Here is a 17,350-nt window from a genome sequence, read left to right as displayed (position 1 = left end):
CCAACCCAGTATTCAACACGCTCAAGATCTAAACGCAGACGTTCTGCCTGACCTTGTGCAGTTGGGTTGAAGAAACCAACGTTTTCAATGAAACGACCGTTTCTTGCACGACGGCTGTCAGCCACCACTACTTGATAAAATGGACGCTTTTTGGCGCCACCACGCTGTAAACGAATAGTAACCATAAATGCCTCAAACTCGTTGTAGCGTTACCGTTAACTTACCTTTTGCCTTCGCTGTATACACAACGTACAAGGCGAAAGGCCGCGGAATTATACGTATCCAGCAACAAATTGCAAGGTTAAAGCACGATAAAAGCGCATAGCCATTAAAGTTTTTCCGACATTCATCCTGTTTAACGCCGTGAGTTGAGCTGTACGCCTTATATGAACAGGTGAAACAGTGATCGAATTTGCAAAATCGGGGTATCATAATCAGAACGTTAATGCATGACGGTTTTCGTACTTCTTTGTAGAAAATTGATGTAGCGACAATCACTTGCCTGTTTAGCACATCACCCAGAGGCTACCTTGATCACCACTAAAGACGTCCTTAAATGGCTACTAAGCCTGTTATCTCCCTATAAAAAACACGTTGTATTGGCTTTATTGGCACTATTTGTGGCTGCATCGTCGTGGTTGTTACTCGGCCAAGGCATCAAACTGACCGTCGACGAAGGCATGAATGCCGAGCAACTGCATAAACTCAATACCGCCATTGGCTGGGTACTGGCATTTACCGTGCTGGGATGCCTGGCAACGTATTTTCGCTTTTACCTTATGACCTGGCTGGGCGAACGTATCAGCGCCGATATCCGCATTAACGTATACAACCATTTATTATCACTCCCGCCGGGGTTCTTTGCCGAAACTCGCACAGGTGAAGTAATTTCGCGCTTTACCAACGACACGGCGGTCATTCAGACCGTGGTAGGCATGAGCTTATCCATGGCCATTCGTTCCGTCATTGGATTCGTGGGCGCACTTGTTCTTATGGCTATTACCAGTCCCCTGCTCACGCTGTGCGTACTCGGCGCTGTGCCGTTAATCCTTATTCCACTTCGAATCATTGCGCCGAAGGTACGCACCTATTCCAGATTAAGTCAGGACAGAATTGCAGACATCGGCGCTCAGGTAGACGAAACGCTGCATGAAATCATGGTAGTACAAGCCTTTACCGCAGAATCAGTCGAGCGCGGTAAATTTGCCAATACGGTTCACTCTGCATTAAAAGCCGCCTCAACGCGTATTCATTTTCGTTCGATGTTAATTGGCATCATTATGCTGGTCAGTATGCTGTCTATTATTGGCATAGGCTGGCTGGGGATTCGCCAGGTGCTGACCGGAGAAATTTCTGCCGGCCAGCTATCTGCGTTTCTATTTTACGCCGTGTTTGCCGGAAGCAGCATTGCAACAGTCAGTGAAGTACTGGGTGAAATTCAACGCGGTGTTGGCGCCAGTGAGCGCCTGCTGGAATTATTAGCCACTCAACCAGACAACGCGGGAGGAGAAACGCAACCCGCCATATTCAATGAACCGCCTGCGATCCAGTTTGATCAGGTTGAATTTAGCTATACGCCATCATCTTCCCTCTTCACGGACCTGAGCCTTACCATTCAACCTGGCGAATGTGTGGCATTAGTGGGACCAAGCGGCGCAGGGAAATCGACATTATTTCAGCTGTTGCTTCGCTTTTATCACATTAGCCGGGGGCGGATTACTATTAATGAGCACGACATTAATACGCTCTCGTTACAAAGCTTGCGCGAGCACATTGCTATCGTGCCCCAGGAACCCGTTATTTTTGCCACAACCGTCGCAGAAAACATTCGTTATGGCCGGCCATCAGCGAGTGACGAAGAATTAAAGCAAGCCGCGCTACAGGCCTATGCCGACGAGTTTATTCACACACTTTCCGACGGCTACGCCACAGAACTGGGAGAGCGAGGCGTGAAGTTGTCCGGTGGACAACGACAACGAATTGCAATTGCCCGGGCCATTCTGGCTGACCGCCCCATCTTACTCCTCGACGAAGCTACCAGTGCTCTGGACGCGGTAAGTGAACACAAAGTGCAGCAAGCATTGAATAATCTTATAAAAGGTAGGACCACTTTGGTGATCGCCCATCGCCTCGCGACTGTACAAATGACCGACCGCATTCTGGTGATGGAGAACGGTAAGATCAGAAACGCGGGTACACATACTGAATTACTGAAAAACGACACACTGTATCGGGAATACGCTGAACTACAACTCATGGGGTAGTGTGCAACTAATGCTTTAGTAATAATACGCATTATTATTTGCCGATAACGTTGTGAGCCGGCCTGGCTTTTGGCTCACTAACAATGGACACAACATGCAAAACCTAAAAACAAGAACAGTCTTATTTTTATTCGGGCTCAGCCTTGCACTGAGTAGCCCACTTTCTCATGCCCAAAGCTGGGGTGGAAACCGACCCAAGCTGGTCGTCCTCAACAAAATAGAATTCCAACGCGAACAAAAAACCGTTCAGGCGGTTGGGACAGCTGAAGCCATTCGCGCAGTAACACTTTACCCAGCCGTTGCCGATGAAGTTACAGCTATCGATTTTCGTCCGGGTCAATATGTGAATAAAGGCGATGTGTTGCTCACCCTGGACGACCGTCGTCAGGTCGTCGCTGTAAAACGTGCTGAAATTCAACTCAAGGAAGCTGAGCGCGCACTACAACGTTTGCTGGACAGTCAATCCAGAGGCGCGGTTGCACAGAGCGACATCGACTTAGCCACAACAACTCGCGACCTTGCCAAAGTAACACTTGATGAAGCAAAAGCAGATTTGGCCGATCGCCGTATCATTGCCCCTTTTAGTGGCTTTGTTGGATTAACCGACGTTGAAGTTGGTGACCGAATTACTACCACAACAGCAGTGACTACGTTGGATGATCGCAGTTCGCTGTATGTAAACTTCCGCGCACCTGAGTCTGCAGTAGGCCTGCTACAAAGCGAATCCTCGGTTGAGTTACAACCCTGGTCAAACCGTACACTGAGCTTAAATGCCAGTATTGCGCAGCTGGACTCCCGTATAAATACCACCGACCGGACTATGGCTGCTCGCGCTTTACTCGACAATGCTGACGATCAGTATCGCCCGGGTATGAGTTTCAGAGTCAACCTGACAATGCACGGCGAGCGCTATGCCGCCATCCCTGAATCAGCGTTGCTATGGGGCGCTACCGGTGCATACATATACAAAGCAATTGAAGGCAAAGCCAAGCGAGTTGATGTCAGTGTTCATCAACGCCTCCGCGGCACCATTCTGGTTACCGGTGAACTTGGCGAAGGTGATCTGTTAATTGCTGAAGGCATTCAGCGTTTACGTGAAGGCCAGGAAGTCACCACCTCATTAGCACGAGGCAACGTGAATGAGTAACCTGAATCAGGCTGTTAACGACCTGCCTTCACTGTCGATTCGCCGCCCTGTACTTATTATTGTACTGAACCTGCTGATTGCCATCGCCGGGTATGCCGCTCTGAATGGCCTTGAAGTCCGTGAGTTGCCCGATGTAGATACGCCTACTATTACCGTTACTGCGCAATTCCCGGGCGCATCACCGGAAACCGTTGATGCGGAAGTGACCGCGCACCTTGAAGGCGCAGTAGCACGTGTTAGTGGCGTGAAGAATATCTACGCGCAGAGTGAAGAGAACTCTGCCAGGGTACGAGTTGAGTTTCGCCCCGGTATCAATTTAGAAGATGCGGCCAACGAAACCCGTGAATCAGTTAGCCGGGTGCAGCGCCAGTTACCCGACGATGTAGAGCAACTTGCGATTATCAAGGCTGACAACGACGCACAAGCGGTGGTTAGTCTCGCCGTGTGGAGTGATTCTCTGGACCTGGAAACCCTGACAGAAAAAGTCGATACCGACCTCGCACCGTTGTTTTTAAGCATTCCCGGTGTAGCGGATGTGCGATTAAATGGCGACCGCGAGCGCGTATTGCGAGTCTCGGTTGACCCGCTGCGCCTAACCAGCTTTGGGTTGTCTATGACCGATGTGGCCAATGTCTTGCGTCTGGCCCCATTCGACGTGCCAGCAGGCAGTATTCAGTCCAGCGACCAAATGCTTATTGTCCGGGCTGACGCCACCTCAATAACGGCAGAAGATGTAAAAGACATCATCATTAGCGGTGATACGCGGGTTGGCGATGTAGCCAGCGTGTATTTCGGACCGGCAGACTCAGGCAGTGTGGTGCGTCTGGACGGCACTCCCGTGTTGGGAGTCGGTATTATTCGTCAGGCCAGCTCTAACACTATTGAAATTTCCGACGAAGTGCTGGCCATGGTAGAGAGTCTGGACAAACGCTTCCCGGACATGCACATCGTTGTTACTTCTGACGACGCCGAATTTATCCGCGACTCCGTGGAAGAAGTGGCCTTTTCACTGGCCCTGACTATTGCTCTGGTTGTTTTTACCCTGTTGGTATTTATTGGTTCATGGCGGGCAACCATTGTCCCTGCCCTGTCCATTCCGGTGTCCCTGACCGGCGCACTGGCTATCATCTGGCTACTGGGCTTCTCGGTAAACATCCTGACACTACTGGCCCTGGTATTAGCAACAGGCATGATTGTAGATGACGCCATTGTTGTGTCTGAGAATATTCAGCGTAGACGCACCATGGGCCTTGGCGCTCGTGCGGCAGCGGTAATTGGTACCCGTGAGGTGTTCTTTGCGGTGGTAGCGACTACCGCGGTGCTCGCGTCGGTATTTATCCCTATTGCTTTCCTGCCGTCCACTGCAGGGCGACTGTTCCGGGAATTCGGCGGCGTTTTGGCCGGCTCGGTCATTATCTCGTCATTTGTCGCGTTGTCACTGGTCCCTGCGCTTACTGCACGCCTGCCGGTTAAAAAGCCAGGCGAGAAAAAGAGTTTATTCGACAGTACGCTGGGTAAAGTGGGCCATGTCTGTTTGTCGGGTTATCAGCGCAGTTTGCTGTGGTCGCTTAAATACGCCTGGTGGATAGTTGCATTTTCCATTCTGGCTGCGGTGGGCGCTTACTTTACCATGCAATCCATCGACAACGAGTTATTGCCCAGTGAAGACCGCGGCACCATTCGTATCTTTGCTCGTGGTCCAGATGGCGTTGGCCTCAACTTTATGGACCGTCAGGCCATAAAAATGGAAAACGTGCTGATGCCCTACGTGGAAAACGAGACCATTGAGTCCATTTATACCGTAGTCGGTCAATGGGACCCTAATATCGTATTTATCACTGCTAACCTAAAGCACTGGGATGAGCGCGATAAGTCACTGCAGGACATCGTTGGCGAGATTCGTCCGGTGTTGCAATCTGTCCCCGGCGCCCCCGGCTTCCCGTTTGGCGGTAACAGTTTGAACTTACGCGGTCAGGGCGGTGGTCTTGAGCTTGCGTTGACGGGTGACAACTACGAACGCATTTACAATGCCGCCGTGATTTTTGCCCGGGAAATTGAAGATCGCCTGCCCGAGTTAGGCACACCACAAATCAGCTACGAGCCAACACAACCTCAGTTGCGGGTTAATATTGACCGTCGTCGTGCAGAAGAACTGGGCGTGCCCCTAAGCGATATTTCTGCAACGCTGCGCTCTGCCATCGCGGGGAATGATATTGTCGACTTAAACGTCGGCGACCAGGCTATACCGATCATTCTGCAAACCAACGACCGCAATACCAGCAACCCATCGGATTTGGCAAATCTTTACGTCAAGTCAGACAATGGCAGCCTGGTCCCTCTGTCCAGCGTCGCCTACATCACTGAAGAAGGCGTTGCTGCAGAGCTGGAGCGTCAGGCTCAACGCCGGGCGATTAAGGTAGAAATGGATCTGCCTGAAACGATTGCAATTAACGACGCTGTAGAGCAACTGCGCACGGTTGGTCAGGACGTGCTGCCTGACGGCATTGGCATGATTTTCCTGGGTGAAGCACAAACGTTCGAGGAAACCTCAAAACAGGTGGCGCGAACTTACGTGCTCGCCTTTGTCATTGTGTTCCTGGTACTTGCCGCCCAATTTGAAAGTGTGAACAGTGCCGTGGTGGTTATGCTTACCGTTCCCTTTGGTATCGCAGCCGCTGTTTATGCGTTGTACATTACGGGTACAACCATAAATGTATATTCGCAAATTGGTCTGGTAATGTTGATTGGTCTGCTGGCGAAAAATGCCATTCTGTTGGTGGAATTTGCTGACCAGCTTCGCGACCGCGGCTACGCGGTGTATGACGCTATTTTAGAAGCCGGACGGGTTCGTCTTCGTCCGATCATGATGACACTGGTATCCACCATCCTGGGTGGCCTGCCGCTAATTCTGTCAACCGGCGCTGGTGCGGAAGCGCGCAACGCTATTGGTTGGGTAGTATTTGGCGGTCTTGGCATCGCGGTTGTCTTTACGCTTTATCTGACTCCGGTTATTTACCTGGGCTTAGCAAGATTCACCAAGCCTCGTGCCGACGAAACACGCCAGTTAGAACAAGAACTGGAAGCCGCAGAAGTATAATTGGTAACGCAATACGTCAGTCAGGTCGTTTGGCCTGACTGGCATTTTCCAGAAACATTAGCAGTTGCGCGATCATTTCGTCGAAGTACGGATTAAACGTGAGACGAGCAACGACTTTCCCTTCCCCTTCCTGCCCCCAGGGGCCATACCAGAGTGTATTTGTCGGTGTCGACGGACACTGTGCTTCGATGTCATCGGGTTGACCATTGTCGCAGATACGTACACTGCCGTTAGTGCCGTACAACGAATTATGTTCGCTAAACAACACACTCATATGGGACGCTGCCAAAGCGCGCTCACGCGACACAGGAAAGGGTTGTACACGCGCTCCCTCTGGCGCTGTTTCAGCGCTGCCCATCCAGAGTAAGACATTGTCTGAGTGGTAAAGCTGTGTATTGAGTTGGGATGCGACCGCCTGCACGTCCACCACGCTGTCGCCTTCTGCCAGCACAGCGAAGTGAGGCAGAGTATGTTGCGTTTGCTCAATGACGTGCTGTACGGCCTCAACACTGCCCTGATAAGCCGCAAATCCCTGCATAGCAATGGAATTATAGCGCGCGGGATTATCTTCCGGCTCTACATTTGGCCAGGGCCAGACATCGGTCACCCAAGGGGCAAGTCGGGTGACAAAAAAGTTAGGTAAAAATGCCGGAGAAAACAGTATCAGTCCCGAAATATCCCGTCGTGACGACGCGGTGACGGTGACTAAATTCGCGCCGGTTGAAAATCCGCCCAGAAACAAGGTTTCCACATTCGGAGCAAATGCCTCAACCTGAAAGTCGACCGTTTGCTGCCACAAATCATATCGGGCATTCAACATGTCACCCGGCTGAGAACCATGGCCCGGCAACAGTATGGTTCTTACCCAGAAACCCCGTTCACAGAGAGGCGCGCTGATATCGCGGAAAAAATAAGGCGAATCGCCCAACCCATGTACCAGTAAAATACCGCGGGAGTTACCCTGACCACATTCAAATGGCGTATTGAAAGCCGCCTCGGTAGCAAGGTCGAACTTGACCGGGTGGCGATGCGCAAGCAGCCATTCATTTACGGCTGTCTGATAGGCTGAAAATGGCTTTACACTAAAAGGAACAACGGTGCTTTCTGCATGAAACGGCGCTGACTGTCGGGACTGACACCCGGTTAACCAGCCTGCCGTTAACAGCAGTGCTACCAAACCCAGCAAGCAAAGCCGCAGAACCGAACCCAATACACTTTTTCTTGCCATTATGTTAACGCCGAAACCGGTTATTGAGCGGCTTTCGCACGTTGTGCTTCAAGTTGTTTGCGGAACGTGTTGGACAGCGCTTCCAGTTCATTTACTGCACCACGCATATGAGTAACCAGTTGTTCCCTGAAAGCAGTGGATAACAGTTGAGACTGACTTCGCATTTTTTGACCAACGGGAGAGCGATGAAATGCCAGAATTTGGTCCATTTCATCTTCGGTGAAGTGTTCTAAATAGATGGACGCGATGGCTTTATTTAATTCCGGTTCATTCAACTTGTTACGCAAAATCGTATCGAGATCTTGCATAAACTTTTCCACCATGGGCCGCTCTTCTGCAGTGATTTGCATGCGGCTAATTGCCGTCCCCGTGGTGTGTTTAAACTGGGCAATAAGCATTTCTTTCGATGTTTCCCCACCCAAAGCCTGAGCAACCAACATGGCCTTTTCCATAACCGGCTCCACAGCGGAGGCAGATAAACTAACAACGAGAGTCAGAAGACAGATCCAATATCGCATTTTGATAATTAAATAAGTGAGCAGTGCTGTAAAGCCTACCACAGCCTTGCTGGCCAGGAGAGTATTTTGCCGACTGATTTTCAGCCGGCGAAAAATAGAAAACTAAGAGGCGGTCTCTGTGAGTGCTTTGGCGAGTAGCTTGTGAGTAAGTAAGCTCAGCAATTCAGTTTCTTCATCACTGCGCTCACCATCGACCCCGGTCATCACCGTGGCCACTTCTACCGCCCGATTGGCGTCTTTGACCAGTTGAGGTTGCAAGGACTTAAGCACATCGGTCGCTTCGCCGGCATCGATGGCCGTTCGCGTGTGATAAATCACGTCATTCATAAACGCGTCCCGACTGATGGGGCTATCCCAGTCCAGAGACTCTAACAGTTCGTCCAGGTAATCCTGTTCAGTAAGGGTAATCTTGCCGTCGACCTGATAAAACAATACTGCCATTTTTATCAGCGCTTCTTGATATTGTTGTTGTGTTGATAATTGCATAACGACTCCAGCTATTTCTATCGGCATCCGGCCAATAACAACTGTGTTATTATACTTGCAAATGTAAAAATAAGGTTAATTATTTTTACATTTTCATCGCAAAAAAACGAACTATCAGCGACAACATCCGCATATCAACACGTTACCTGAGCCCTACCAACACATCACTAATAATGAAGTTACCGTTAAAGATCTTGTCGGGCTCTCCCAGGGTATCGATGGCAAAAAACTGCTTATCTTCGTCCTGCAGCCCCTGATAACCGCCAATTACCTGATAGATCCACACCTCGGGATCAAACTCCAGCGACTGTGCGCTATAAAACTCCAGTGCTGACATAGATTGCCCTGAGTCGATTACCTCGCAAAAATACGCGTCGACCGCTTGCTGTAATGGATCGCGGGTTAATTCGACTTGTTGCTGTTCACTTACCTGAATCTCTGCGCTTTTTTGCTCAGCGGTGTGCACCGGCTTTCTGCGATAGACCGAACTCAACGCCCCAACCAGTTGTTGTAATTCCTGCTCATGATTAACCTGATTCACATCGACACTGGCCGGCTGAATCAATGCCGCAGACTGATTAAACAGCACAGGCACCTGAGTGAGATTAGGGTAATTGCCCGGTGTAAAGTCTGGCTGCTGATCCATATGCAGCAAAAACCCTTTTAGTAATCGGGTTCGGCCCTGGAATTCGCGGAAGCGACCAAGCAAGTCGATTAAGCGCGCCTGGGCAACCGACAGCTCCTGGGTGGCTTTCGAAAAACTCTGCTGTAAGGCAACCACCAGCAAGTGCCGCAACTCTCTGTTGCCACCGGCTATTTCACTGAGTTCATCAAAGCGAAAGCACTCCAACTGATTCAATAATTCAGACACCTGCCCCTGAGCCAGCTCATTCTCACGAATTTTTGCCTCAACCGAAGACACGTAACCAAACTCGTTATTAATTCGGCTGAACATGACCCGAACACTGTTTGCCAGCGACTCTGTCAGCTGATAGACATGCTCGGTCAGGTCCGTCATATAGGCATGTGCTTCGTTGAATCGATTGTAATGCAGCGCTTCTTTGTAGTGTTCTGCCAGAGTTTTCAAACTGGCCAGTGCTGAGCCCACATTGGCATCGATGTTTCGATTCCGCTCATCCTGCAAGCCACTTTCAAGCAGTGTTCTTACCGCACTTTTCAGGCGCAGCGCGCTTTGTGGATCCGGACGCCACAAAATACCCAACTGCACCAATTGTTCGAGAATCTTTTTGCTGTGCGCCGCCTCGTCAACTACGCCATTCACATAGGCCTGCATGATCAGATCACTGTGGCGACCCAACGCATTTAATAAGCGGGTTCCGGCCTGGATCAGCACCTGGCTCATAGCAGGCTACCCTGCTGAATAGCTGCTTCTGCCTGCTCCGACAATGACAATGACTCGGTCTCGTCGATAAAGCGGATGACCTCGTACAGATGCTCTACTTTACCGGTGGCAATATAAATTTGCTTATCCGGGTTTGGCTTAATCAGATACCCAAGATCGGTCAAACGTTTAAACACCTGTTTCAGCTGTCCGTCCACATTCACACTGGTGGAGCCAAACAAGCGGTAGCGGGAAATTTTTTCCAATTGCTCAGCATAAGCCGGTGTATCTTCGATAACCGTTTGCACTTCGTTCATACGAATCGCATTGCCCATCACTAATGGACGGTCGCTTTCACTGGCTTGTTGTACTAGCAATAACCATTCAACAAGGGGAACCAACCCGGATGTCGTTTCCTGAAACTGCTGTAGCAAGACTTTGCGTTCAGGTTCACCGAGGGTCAGGTAAGCGGCGAAAAACACCTCGCCTTCACCGGTTGTAGCCAGTGTGCGATTCAGAATGTTCAGATGCGGCTCAACTTTGGCCGCGTTATCGCGACTTTTCAGATACCGCCAGCCCTCTTCATCGCTGACCTGACAAATGAACTGTCCTTCTAACAATTTGCTCAGCACGCGGCCTTGTTCTGTCATCATGCTGAAACCTCCTGCTGCTTACGCGCCTGTATTCTGGCCGATAAATCACTGGTCTTCGGTTGTACTACCTGTAGTTGCTTGCTGACCTTGTCAATCAGATAGCGATTTTCAAACAGTTTTAGGACGTCTGATTCCGGGTTAGGGAAAGCCCCGACAACACTGATGTTGTTGCTTTGACAGGCGTCGAATATTTTCTTCACGTTACTTTGGTGAAGCGTACCCAGCTCATCAATTGGCCAGTGAATAATAACGTCTGCGCCACCGCGCAATAATCGGGTAAAGGCCAGCAGGAACTTACACAGGATCAGGTAGGCCATACCATGACTCGACGACTCATTGAGCTGACGATCGGTACGGATAATCAAATCGCTGTTTCCTTCGCGCAGGTGCAACTCGATATCCAGCAATTTGCTGATCCCGCCCGACAACGCGGCACGCCCAAGTATATCCAGAACCGAACGCATACTCTGGCCATAGTCGTCTTCAGGCAGGTCATGCGCGCCCTCTTCCATCCATTGGTCATATAAAGCGCGGAAGCGTTCAAGTTCCGGCCAGAACTCCAGTTCGCTAATACGCGAACGGATCTTCACCGCAGAATCGGATACCCCGTCGAGGAACAGTTCTCCGTCGACCTCTTTGGAGATACGACGGCTTTGACTCACTATGCGCTTGTCGATATCGGCCAGTACAAAGTAGTACTGACTTAAATCAGCACCGAATATACGACCCTGTTCTCGCAAGCCCTGCATCTTCTGTGGCACGATAACGTTCAGCAGTTGCGCCAGGTGTGTCACCATACGGCGGTGGTCGACCCCTTTCACGCCGTGAGCATTGATAACCGCACATTCCTCACGCGCACGCTCCCAGGTGTCAGACAAGCCGGTACCGGCTTGTGCGGCAATGAGCTGATCGAAGCGCTCAACGTAATTGCGCACATCACTTAACAACTCTTCGCGCTCTTTCAACAGTCCCTGCACGCGTGACAAGCGCTGAGTAATACTCAGCTCGTCGTGCTGCCACTGCGCACTGCTGTCTGATTTAGGCAGGCTCTGTTTAGCCAGTGTTTTACTTAACGTATCTACCTGCGTGAGCTGCTCAGCCGCGGTAGAGGTGACTTTTTCCAACTCAACTTGCTGCGCTTTCAGGCTGTCCCGGCGTTCGCGGTATTCATTTTGAAGCTGCGTTAATTCACGCTCCGCGTCGCTCAGTACTTTTCGTGCTTTATTCAACCCTTGTTGCCAGGTAACTTTGTGGCCGGTAAATACGGTTTGATACCAGCGCTCGTAGTCACTTACCTTGTGACGATGCGTTTCTGTGCGATAAATCGAATCTTTCAGTGCTTTCAGGTCTTTCTTCAGCTTACCAATTTCATCGACGTCCACACCGCGCTGGTTTAATTCGTTCTCCAACCAACGCGCCATTTCCTGTTTATCTTGTTCCGCAGACTGGCGAACTCGCTTGATTTCACCTTCCACCTGAGCAATACGTGCATCGCTGTCAGCAATCAGTTGTTGCCAGTGGAAGCTGTGTTCGGTTTCCGCCTCGCGCTGTTGATCTTTTACCTCGTCGCGATCCAGTTCAAACTGCGCGGTCAGTTTTTTCTGCGATTGCTGGTTATTGTCTAATTGACTACGTGCTTGTTGTTTACGCTCTTTCAACGCGTGCTGGTATTCACTTAATACCGCTTCTTTGTCTTGATTCGCGCGTTTACGCGCCGCTTCAGCACTGCGAACTGCGTTGTCTTGTTTAGTCACAGCCAGCTCTGCAACACGCACGACTTCATTGGCTTTTGCCAGTTCCACTTCGGCCGTATTTTGTGCCTCAGCGGCTTCAGCTAGCTGCTGCTCAGCCTCGGCCAGCGCCTGTTTCAGACTCTGCTCGGTTTGCGCGTACTCTGGTGACGACAGGTTTTCCAGTGACAATGCCACACCGAAAAACGATGCAGAATCACCCTCGGCTTTCGGCGCTAAATCAGTGCGCTCCAGTAACTCAGGGCGGATAAGTTTACCTACTGAGCTTTCCCAGTCGTCAACGTTAGCGCGCAAAAACTCCAGCAGTGAGCCTTCCCCCGGATACAGCAACGCGTTTACGTCGGCTACGCGCTGTTCCATTTTACGATACTGGTTACGGGCTTTTTCCAATGCCTGATTCGCACTTTCCCGCGCCTGAACGGCTTTTTGGAACTCTGACTGGCTCTGTCGATATTGGGCGCGCACAGTATCTTCGTGCACGCTTGCTTCTTTTACTGCCGCATCCAACAGTTCCAGTTGAGACTGTTCAAATTCGTTATAACCCGCGTTATTCAGTGCTGCCTTACACTCAGCTTCAGCGACCTTCAAGGCGTTCAAACGAGTCTGATACGTTTCACTTAACGTCGTAATTTGCTGCGCGTAGTCTTCTTTGATGTTCTGCAGTGCATCGCGTTCTTGTTGTTGCTGAGTTGCACGCTTTTCCTGTGCCTCCTGGCGTACGGCAGACAGTTCATCGAGTTGCTCAGCGGTTTTCTCACCCAGCTCCGCGACCCGGCGATTGTAGGTGGATTCAATATCCTGATGCTGCTCGGTGAGTAACGTGTATCGGCTGGACAACAGTTCCAGGTCACGCTGCCATTGCGGCAGTTTGGCGACATCTTCTTTAAGCTGCTCGATGTCCTGTTCCTGCCAGTTCTCAAACTCGCGTTCCACTGCATCGAGTTCTGCCGTGTATTTTTCAACGTCGGCGCGGGAACCTGAGATTTGCAGATTTAATTCATCGCGACGCTCATTCCAACTGTTGTCATTTGCTTTGCGTTCATGCTGCACATCGTCCAGTTGCTGACGACCTTTTTCCACCCTAGCTGTGAGGTGTGATTTATCCAGTTCAAAGACCTGTTTAAGTTCAGACAGCGCCGTTTCTGCTTCCTGTAACGCGAGATCGGCCTGCTCCAAGCGGGTAAATTCCGGTCGGACTTTGTCGAAAGCTCGAATGAGATGGCATTCGCGGATCCAATCATCAACTCGGTTACGCGACAAACTGGATGTAGGCGGTTGAACCCCATCTTCTTCCAAAATCGCTGCAATCATGGCTTTGATGGTTTCCATTTTGCCTTCTTTGGAGTGCACGGCCTTGGCCAGTTTTTCGATGTGGCGTAAATGTTCAGACTGCTGACTTAAACTGAACACCTTTGCATAGCCCAACAACTCCCGTGAACTGCTGCTTTGATTCAACACACCCTGGTCGTTTTGCAATACGGCACGAAAATCTTTGGTAGTGAGCAAGCTGGATACGATCACGTTGTTGCGCTTCATGGCTCGTGCTACTTCCGTACTGGACAAGGACGCATGTTTGCCATTTTTTTGTTCAAACAAGTAATCATCAAGCGTAAAGGGTTTAGCAATAAAGCGGTAATTAACCCCTGTCCCGTTGGACGTGAGTACAGCCTGGCATAAGTCCCCTTCTGCCCGGGTATATTCATAGATAATGAACGACGACGTACGCGGTAAATACCAGCGTTCAAAACTGTCCCGTGTGGCGGGTACTACCCGGCTGGGGTATTCGCCGTAGAAAACGGGTATCAGGCGCTGTAATGTGGTTTTACCCGATGCATTGGTACCACAGATATTGGTGTGTCCGTCTAGTTTTAGTTCTACTACACCGGGTAAATGGGTGTCGATAAGAATAATACGTTTAAGGCCAGCCATAGGTTTCCTGTATTTTTGTCATCTTCCGTTGTTTGGCACTACGCCACATGGTGTGAATATACATCATGTACGGAAGGGCCTGAACGATGTTCAATCAGGCGTATTCGCCATGATTTGAACCAGTCTGTTCCAGACTGTGATTTGAGTCTCGTTGACCCGAAACAGCTAAATATAAATTCTCAGCCGGTTTCGGACAAATAGCATTAACACGTCAGTGTATTATGAATTCGGCGCAATGCGAAGCCATAGCTCGCTTTCAGAGGAGCTTAAGCGAACCGTTTGACGGTTTTTCAGTCAATTTCAGACGAAATGTTGCGAGGATTATTTTAACCTGAGGCAGCAATGCTCCGAGCCAGTATTTTTCTTCAGGATAGGAACGATTTGAAAAGCGTTGTTTGGTGTTATTTTGTGCCGACACTGAACAACAATCGTTCAACACTCCCCTCCTGAAAAGCAGACAGAATGATGACAACTACTCTATTACATTCAACCAGAAGGCCTGGTTTTCCTTGAATTCCGGATCCTGTTGCAAACGCTTTAGCACCCCATTAATGTGCCCGACAGCGCGCTTTCCCCAGGGGTTATTTGTGCAACCGATTGCGCCTTCTACCAACGTATCACCCATTTCCGTGACGGGTAGAAAGACCAGCGAGTCATCGTGCTCAGTCATCGAAAAGTATTTTAGCACGGATGGATAATCTATCGTGTAGTCGAGCCTGCCTCTGGCGATTTGACGCAACACTCGCAGAGGTCCTTCAGTTCCGGCGATTTCAAGAATATGTGGTTGGCCAATTTGTTTATTCAATATACTTTGCAAAGCGTCAGGGTACTTTCTTGCACTCGGTAATCCAAACGCCAGTGTATGAATAGACATTAACTTGGCAAAAGACACGGGTGTATTTTCAGATAACTCAAGTTTGGTTAAAAAAGACCGGTGGATAATGACCCCCAAAGCGGGATAACGCATGGTGGTATCGCTGTAGGTATAAGTGCCAGAGTCTTCCCGTTTGATCATGCAGGGAAAACACAGGTTTTCCGCTTCTCCTACATATTTGTTAACCCGAGGATGCGGATAGATTTCCACACTGGTATCAAGATCAGCCAGCAACACATTCAGTTTGTCGGTCATTACATCACAAATACCATAACCCTTTAACTTTCCATTCATTATATGAAAAGGCGGCGACGGATTTTTAGCCCACACTATGGCATCACCAGCCGCACCAGCTGTCTGAGAATAAACCAGAGATATGAATGCCAGACACAACAGGCAAATCGACTTAAACGGCAAGGTGGTCTCCCGCGAAAAACACACAAAAATTTGGCTTCGTAACGGACAGTTTGCCAGATTGAAATGAAATCGTCTCGACCGAATAACGAGTTATTTCAATCAAAGTGTAAATAGGATACTGCGCCAGGCCTATAGACAAAAAACCGGCACAAAGGCCGGTTTTTAATAACTGTTTATACGAGCGATTGTATTATCGCGGCGGGAACATGCCGCCTGGACCGCCCATACCACCTGGGCCACCGCCTGGCGGCATCATGCCTTTCATCTGGCGCATCATTTTCTTCATGCCGCCGCCAGACATCTTTTTCATCATTTTCTGCATTTGGGTAAACTGCTTGAGCAACCGGTTTACATCCTGAATTTGTGTACCGGAACCCGCTGCGATACGACGCTTGCGGGAGCCCTTAATGACTTCCGGCTTTTCGCGCTCAGCAGGCGTCATGGAATTAATGATCGCTTCCATTTGCACAAACTGTTTGTCGTTCGCCTGGTCTTTGATCTTGGCGCTCATGCCGCCCATACCCGGCAGCTTGTCGAGCATGCCCATCATGCCACCCATGTTGCGCATTTGTTCGAGCTGCTCTTTAAAGTCCTGAAGATCAAAGCCTTTGCCCTTCTGAACTTTCTTCGCCAGTTTCTGCGCTTTGTCTTTATCGACTTTGCGCTCTACTTCTTCGATAAGGCTTAATACGTCGCCCATACCCAGTATACGTGACGCAATACGCTCAGGGTGGAACGGCTCCAACGCATCGAGCTTTTCACCCATACCGATAAATTTAATGGGTTTACCGGTGATTTTACGCACCGACAACGCTGCACCACCGCGCGCATCACCGTCAGCTTTGGTTAGGATAACACCGGTTAGTGGCAGCGCTTCGTTGAAGGCTTTCGCTGTATTCGCCGCATCCTGACCGGTCATGGCATCAACGACAAATAACGTTTCAACCGGCTTAACTGCAGCGTGCAATGCTTTGATTTCGTCCATCATGTCACTATCGACATGCAGACGGCCTGCGGTATCCACTAACAGTACATCGAAGAACTGTTTACGTGCAGCATCAATGGCGTCATTAACAATATCGACAGGCTTTTGCAAAATTGTCGATGGGAAAAAGTTGACGCCGACATCTTCTGCCAGGGTTTCAAGCTGTTTGATGGCCGCCGGACGATACACGTCAGCACTGACCACCATGACTTTTTTCTTTTCGCGTTCTGTGAGGTATTTGGCCAGCTTACCTACTGAGGTTGTTTTACCTGCACCTTGTAAACCCGCCATCAAGACGACCGCAGGAGGCTGGGTAGACAAATTCAGTTTTTCGTTTGCCTCCCCCATGACCGCTTCAAGTTCAGACTGAACGATCTTGATGAATACCTGGCCTGGCTTAAGGCTCTTGGTTACTTCAGTACCCACAGCGCGGGCTTTAACCTGGTTAACAAATTCTTTGACAACCGGCAGCGCCACATCGGCTTCGAGTAGCGCCATTCTGACTTCGCGCAGGGTTTCTTTAATATTGTCTTCGGTTAAGCGGCCCCGACCGCTAACATTACGTAGCGTCTGCCCTAACCTTTCGCTGAGATTCTCAAACATTCTCTGTTTATCAACCCAATCAATTAAGAATACTGGCAGTATACCGAAAATTGACC

General features: G+C 49.9%; 12 protein-coding genes. 3 read left to right on the top strand and 9 right to left on the bottom strand.

What is annotated here, in order from left to right:
• The coding region (gene rpsP / locus AC4MRN_RS06165) for a 30S ribosomal protein S16 (protein WP_491202775.1) at nucleotides 1-185 on the bottom strand (185 nt) is incomplete at its 3' end.
• A 345-nt stretch (nucleotides 186-530) separates the two neighbouring features.
• Between rpsP and AC4MRN_RS06160 the strand changes: the two genes are divergently transcribed.
• From AC4MRN_RS06160 to AC4MRN_RS06150, 3 genes are all read left to right on the top strand, one after another.
• Nucleotides 531-2,264 carry an ABC transporter transmembrane domain-containing protein gene (locus AC4MRN_RS06160; RefSeq protein WP_491202774.1) on the top strand — a complete coding sequence of 578 codons (1,734 nt, stop codon included), beginning with the start codon at nucleotides 531-533 and terminating at the stop codon, nucleotides 2,262-2,264.
• A gap of 94 nt (nucleotides 2,265-2,358) precedes the next feature.
• The gene (locus AC4MRN_RS06155; protein ID WP_491202773.1) at nucleotides 2,359-3,411 is read left to right on the top strand and encodes an efflux RND transporter periplasmic adaptor subunit; all 1,053 of its coding nucleotides are present in this window, start codon (nucleotides 2,359-2,361) and stop codon (nucleotides 3,409-3,411) included.
• Nucleotides 3,404-6,508 carry an efflux RND transporter permease subunit gene (locus tag AC4MRN_RS06150; protein WP_491202772.1) on the top strand — a complete coding sequence of 1,035 codons (3,105 nt, stop codon included), beginning with the start codon at nucleotides 3,404-3,406 and terminating at the stop codon, nucleotides 6,506-6,508. The genes AC4MRN_RS06155 and AC4MRN_RS06150 overlap by 8 nt, the downstream gene beginning before the upstream one ends.
• 16 nt (nucleotides 6,509-6,524) lie before the next feature.
• Here the strand turns inward: AC4MRN_RS06150 and AC4MRN_RS06145 are convergent, their stop codons facing one another.
• The 8 genes from AC4MRN_RS06145 to ffh all read right to left on the bottom strand — a co-directional run bounded on the left by AC4MRN_RS06145 (nucleotide 6,525) and on the right by ffh (nucleotide 17,294).
• Entirely contained in the window at nucleotides 6,525-7,736 is a 1,212-nt protein-coding gene (locus AC4MRN_RS06145) for an alpha/beta hydrolase (RefSeq protein WP_491202771.1), read from the bottom strand.
• 20 nt (nucleotides 7,737-7,756) lie between these two features.
• On the bottom strand, nucleotides 7,757-8,188 hold the full coding sequence (locus AC4MRN_RS06140) for a DUF2059 domain-containing protein (protein ID WP_491202770.1): 432 nt from the start codon (nucleotides 8,186-8,188) through the stop codon (nucleotides 7,757-7,759).
• 168 nt (nucleotides 8,189-8,356) lie between these two features.
• The gene (locus tag AC4MRN_RS06135) at nucleotides 8,357-8,740 is read right to left on the bottom strand and encodes a tellurite resistance TerB family protein (RefSeq protein ID WP_073325044.1); all 384 of its coding nucleotides are present in this window, start codon (nucleotides 8,738-8,740) and stop codon (nucleotides 8,357-8,359) included.
• 142 nt (nucleotides 8,741-8,882) lie between these two features.
• Nucleotides 8,883-10,103: a phosphoenolpyruvate carboxylase gene (locus AC4MRN_RS06130; RefSeq protein ID WP_491202769.1), complete on the bottom strand. Its 1,221-nt coding sequence runs from the start codon at nucleotides 10,101-10,103 to the stop codon at nucleotides 8,883-8,885.
• Nucleotides 10,100-10,735: a hypothetical protein gene (locus AC4MRN_RS06125; protein ID WP_073325046.1), complete on the bottom strand. Its 636-nt coding sequence runs from the start codon at nucleotides 10,733-10,735 to the stop codon at nucleotides 10,100-10,102. The genes AC4MRN_RS06130 and AC4MRN_RS06125 overlap by 4 nt, the downstream gene beginning before the upstream one ends.
• Nucleotides 10,732-14,415: an ATP-binding protein gene (locus AC4MRN_RS06120; protein ID WP_491202768.1), complete on the bottom strand. Its 3,684-nt coding sequence runs from the start codon at nucleotides 14,413-14,415 to the stop codon at nucleotides 10,732-10,734. The genes AC4MRN_RS06125 and AC4MRN_RS06120 overlap by 4 nt, the downstream gene beginning before the upstream one ends.
• A gap of 472 nt (nucleotides 14,416-14,887) precedes the next feature.
• Nucleotides 14,888-15,706 carry a hypothetical protein gene (locus AC4MRN_RS06115; RefSeq protein ID WP_491202767.1) on the bottom strand — a complete coding sequence of 273 codons (819 nt, stop codon included), beginning with the start codon at nucleotides 15,704-15,706 and terminating at the stop codon, nucleotides 14,888-14,890.
• 190 nt (nucleotides 15,707-15,896) lie between these two features.
• Nucleotides 15,897-17,294: a signal recognition particle protein gene (ffh, locus tag AC4MRN_RS06110; RefSeq protein ID WP_073325049.1), complete on the bottom strand. Its 1,398-nt coding sequence runs from the start codon at nucleotides 17,292-17,294 to the stop codon at nucleotides 15,897-15,899.
• Between the last annotated feature and the right edge of the window lie 56 nt (nucleotides 17,295-17,350).

This window comes from Marisediminitalea sp., assembly GCF_984433645.1.
The sequence above is the reverse complement of the archived record's forward strand: the minus strand, read 5'-3'. Positions and strand labels throughout refer to the sequence as shown.

Bases quoted from the DNA above. Each gene is read 5' to 3' on its own strand.
- AC4MRN_RS06155 (WP_491202773.1), top strand. From the start codon at position 2,359: ATGCAAAACCTAAAAACAAGAACAGTCTTATTTTTATTCGGGCTCAGC.
- AC4MRN_RS06150 (WP_491202772.1), top strand. From the start codon at position 3,404: ATGAGTAACCTGAATCAGGCTGTTAACGACCTGCCTTCACTGTCGATT.
- AC4MRN_RS06145 (WP_491202771.1), bottom strand. From the start codon at position 7,736: ATGGCAAGAAAAAGTGTATTGGGTTCGGTTCTGCGGCTTTGCTTGCTG.
- AC4MRN_RS06140 (WP_491202770.1), bottom strand. From the start codon at position 8,188: ATGGAAAAGGCCATGTTGGTTGCTCAGGCTTTGGGTGGGGAAACATCG.
- AC4MRN_RS06135 (WP_073325044.1), bottom strand. From the start codon at position 8,740: ATGCAATTATCAACACAACAACAATATCAAGAAGCGCTGATAAAAATG.
- AC4MRN_RS06130 (WP_491202769.1), bottom strand. From the start codon at position 10,103: ATGAGCCAGGTGCTGATCCAGGCCGGAACCCGCTTATTAAATGCGTTG.
- AC4MRN_RS06125 (WP_073325046.1), bottom strand. From the start codon at position 10,735: ATGATGACAGAACAAGGCCGCGTGCTGAGCAAATTGTTAGAAGGACAG.
- AC4MRN_RS06120 (WP_491202768.1), bottom strand. From the start codon at position 14,415: ATGGCTGGCCTTAAACGTATTATTCTTATCGACACCCATTTACCCGGT.
- ffh (WP_073325049.1), bottom strand. From the start codon at position 17,294: ATGTTTGAGAATCTCAGCGAAAGGTTAGGGCAGACGCTACGTAATGTT.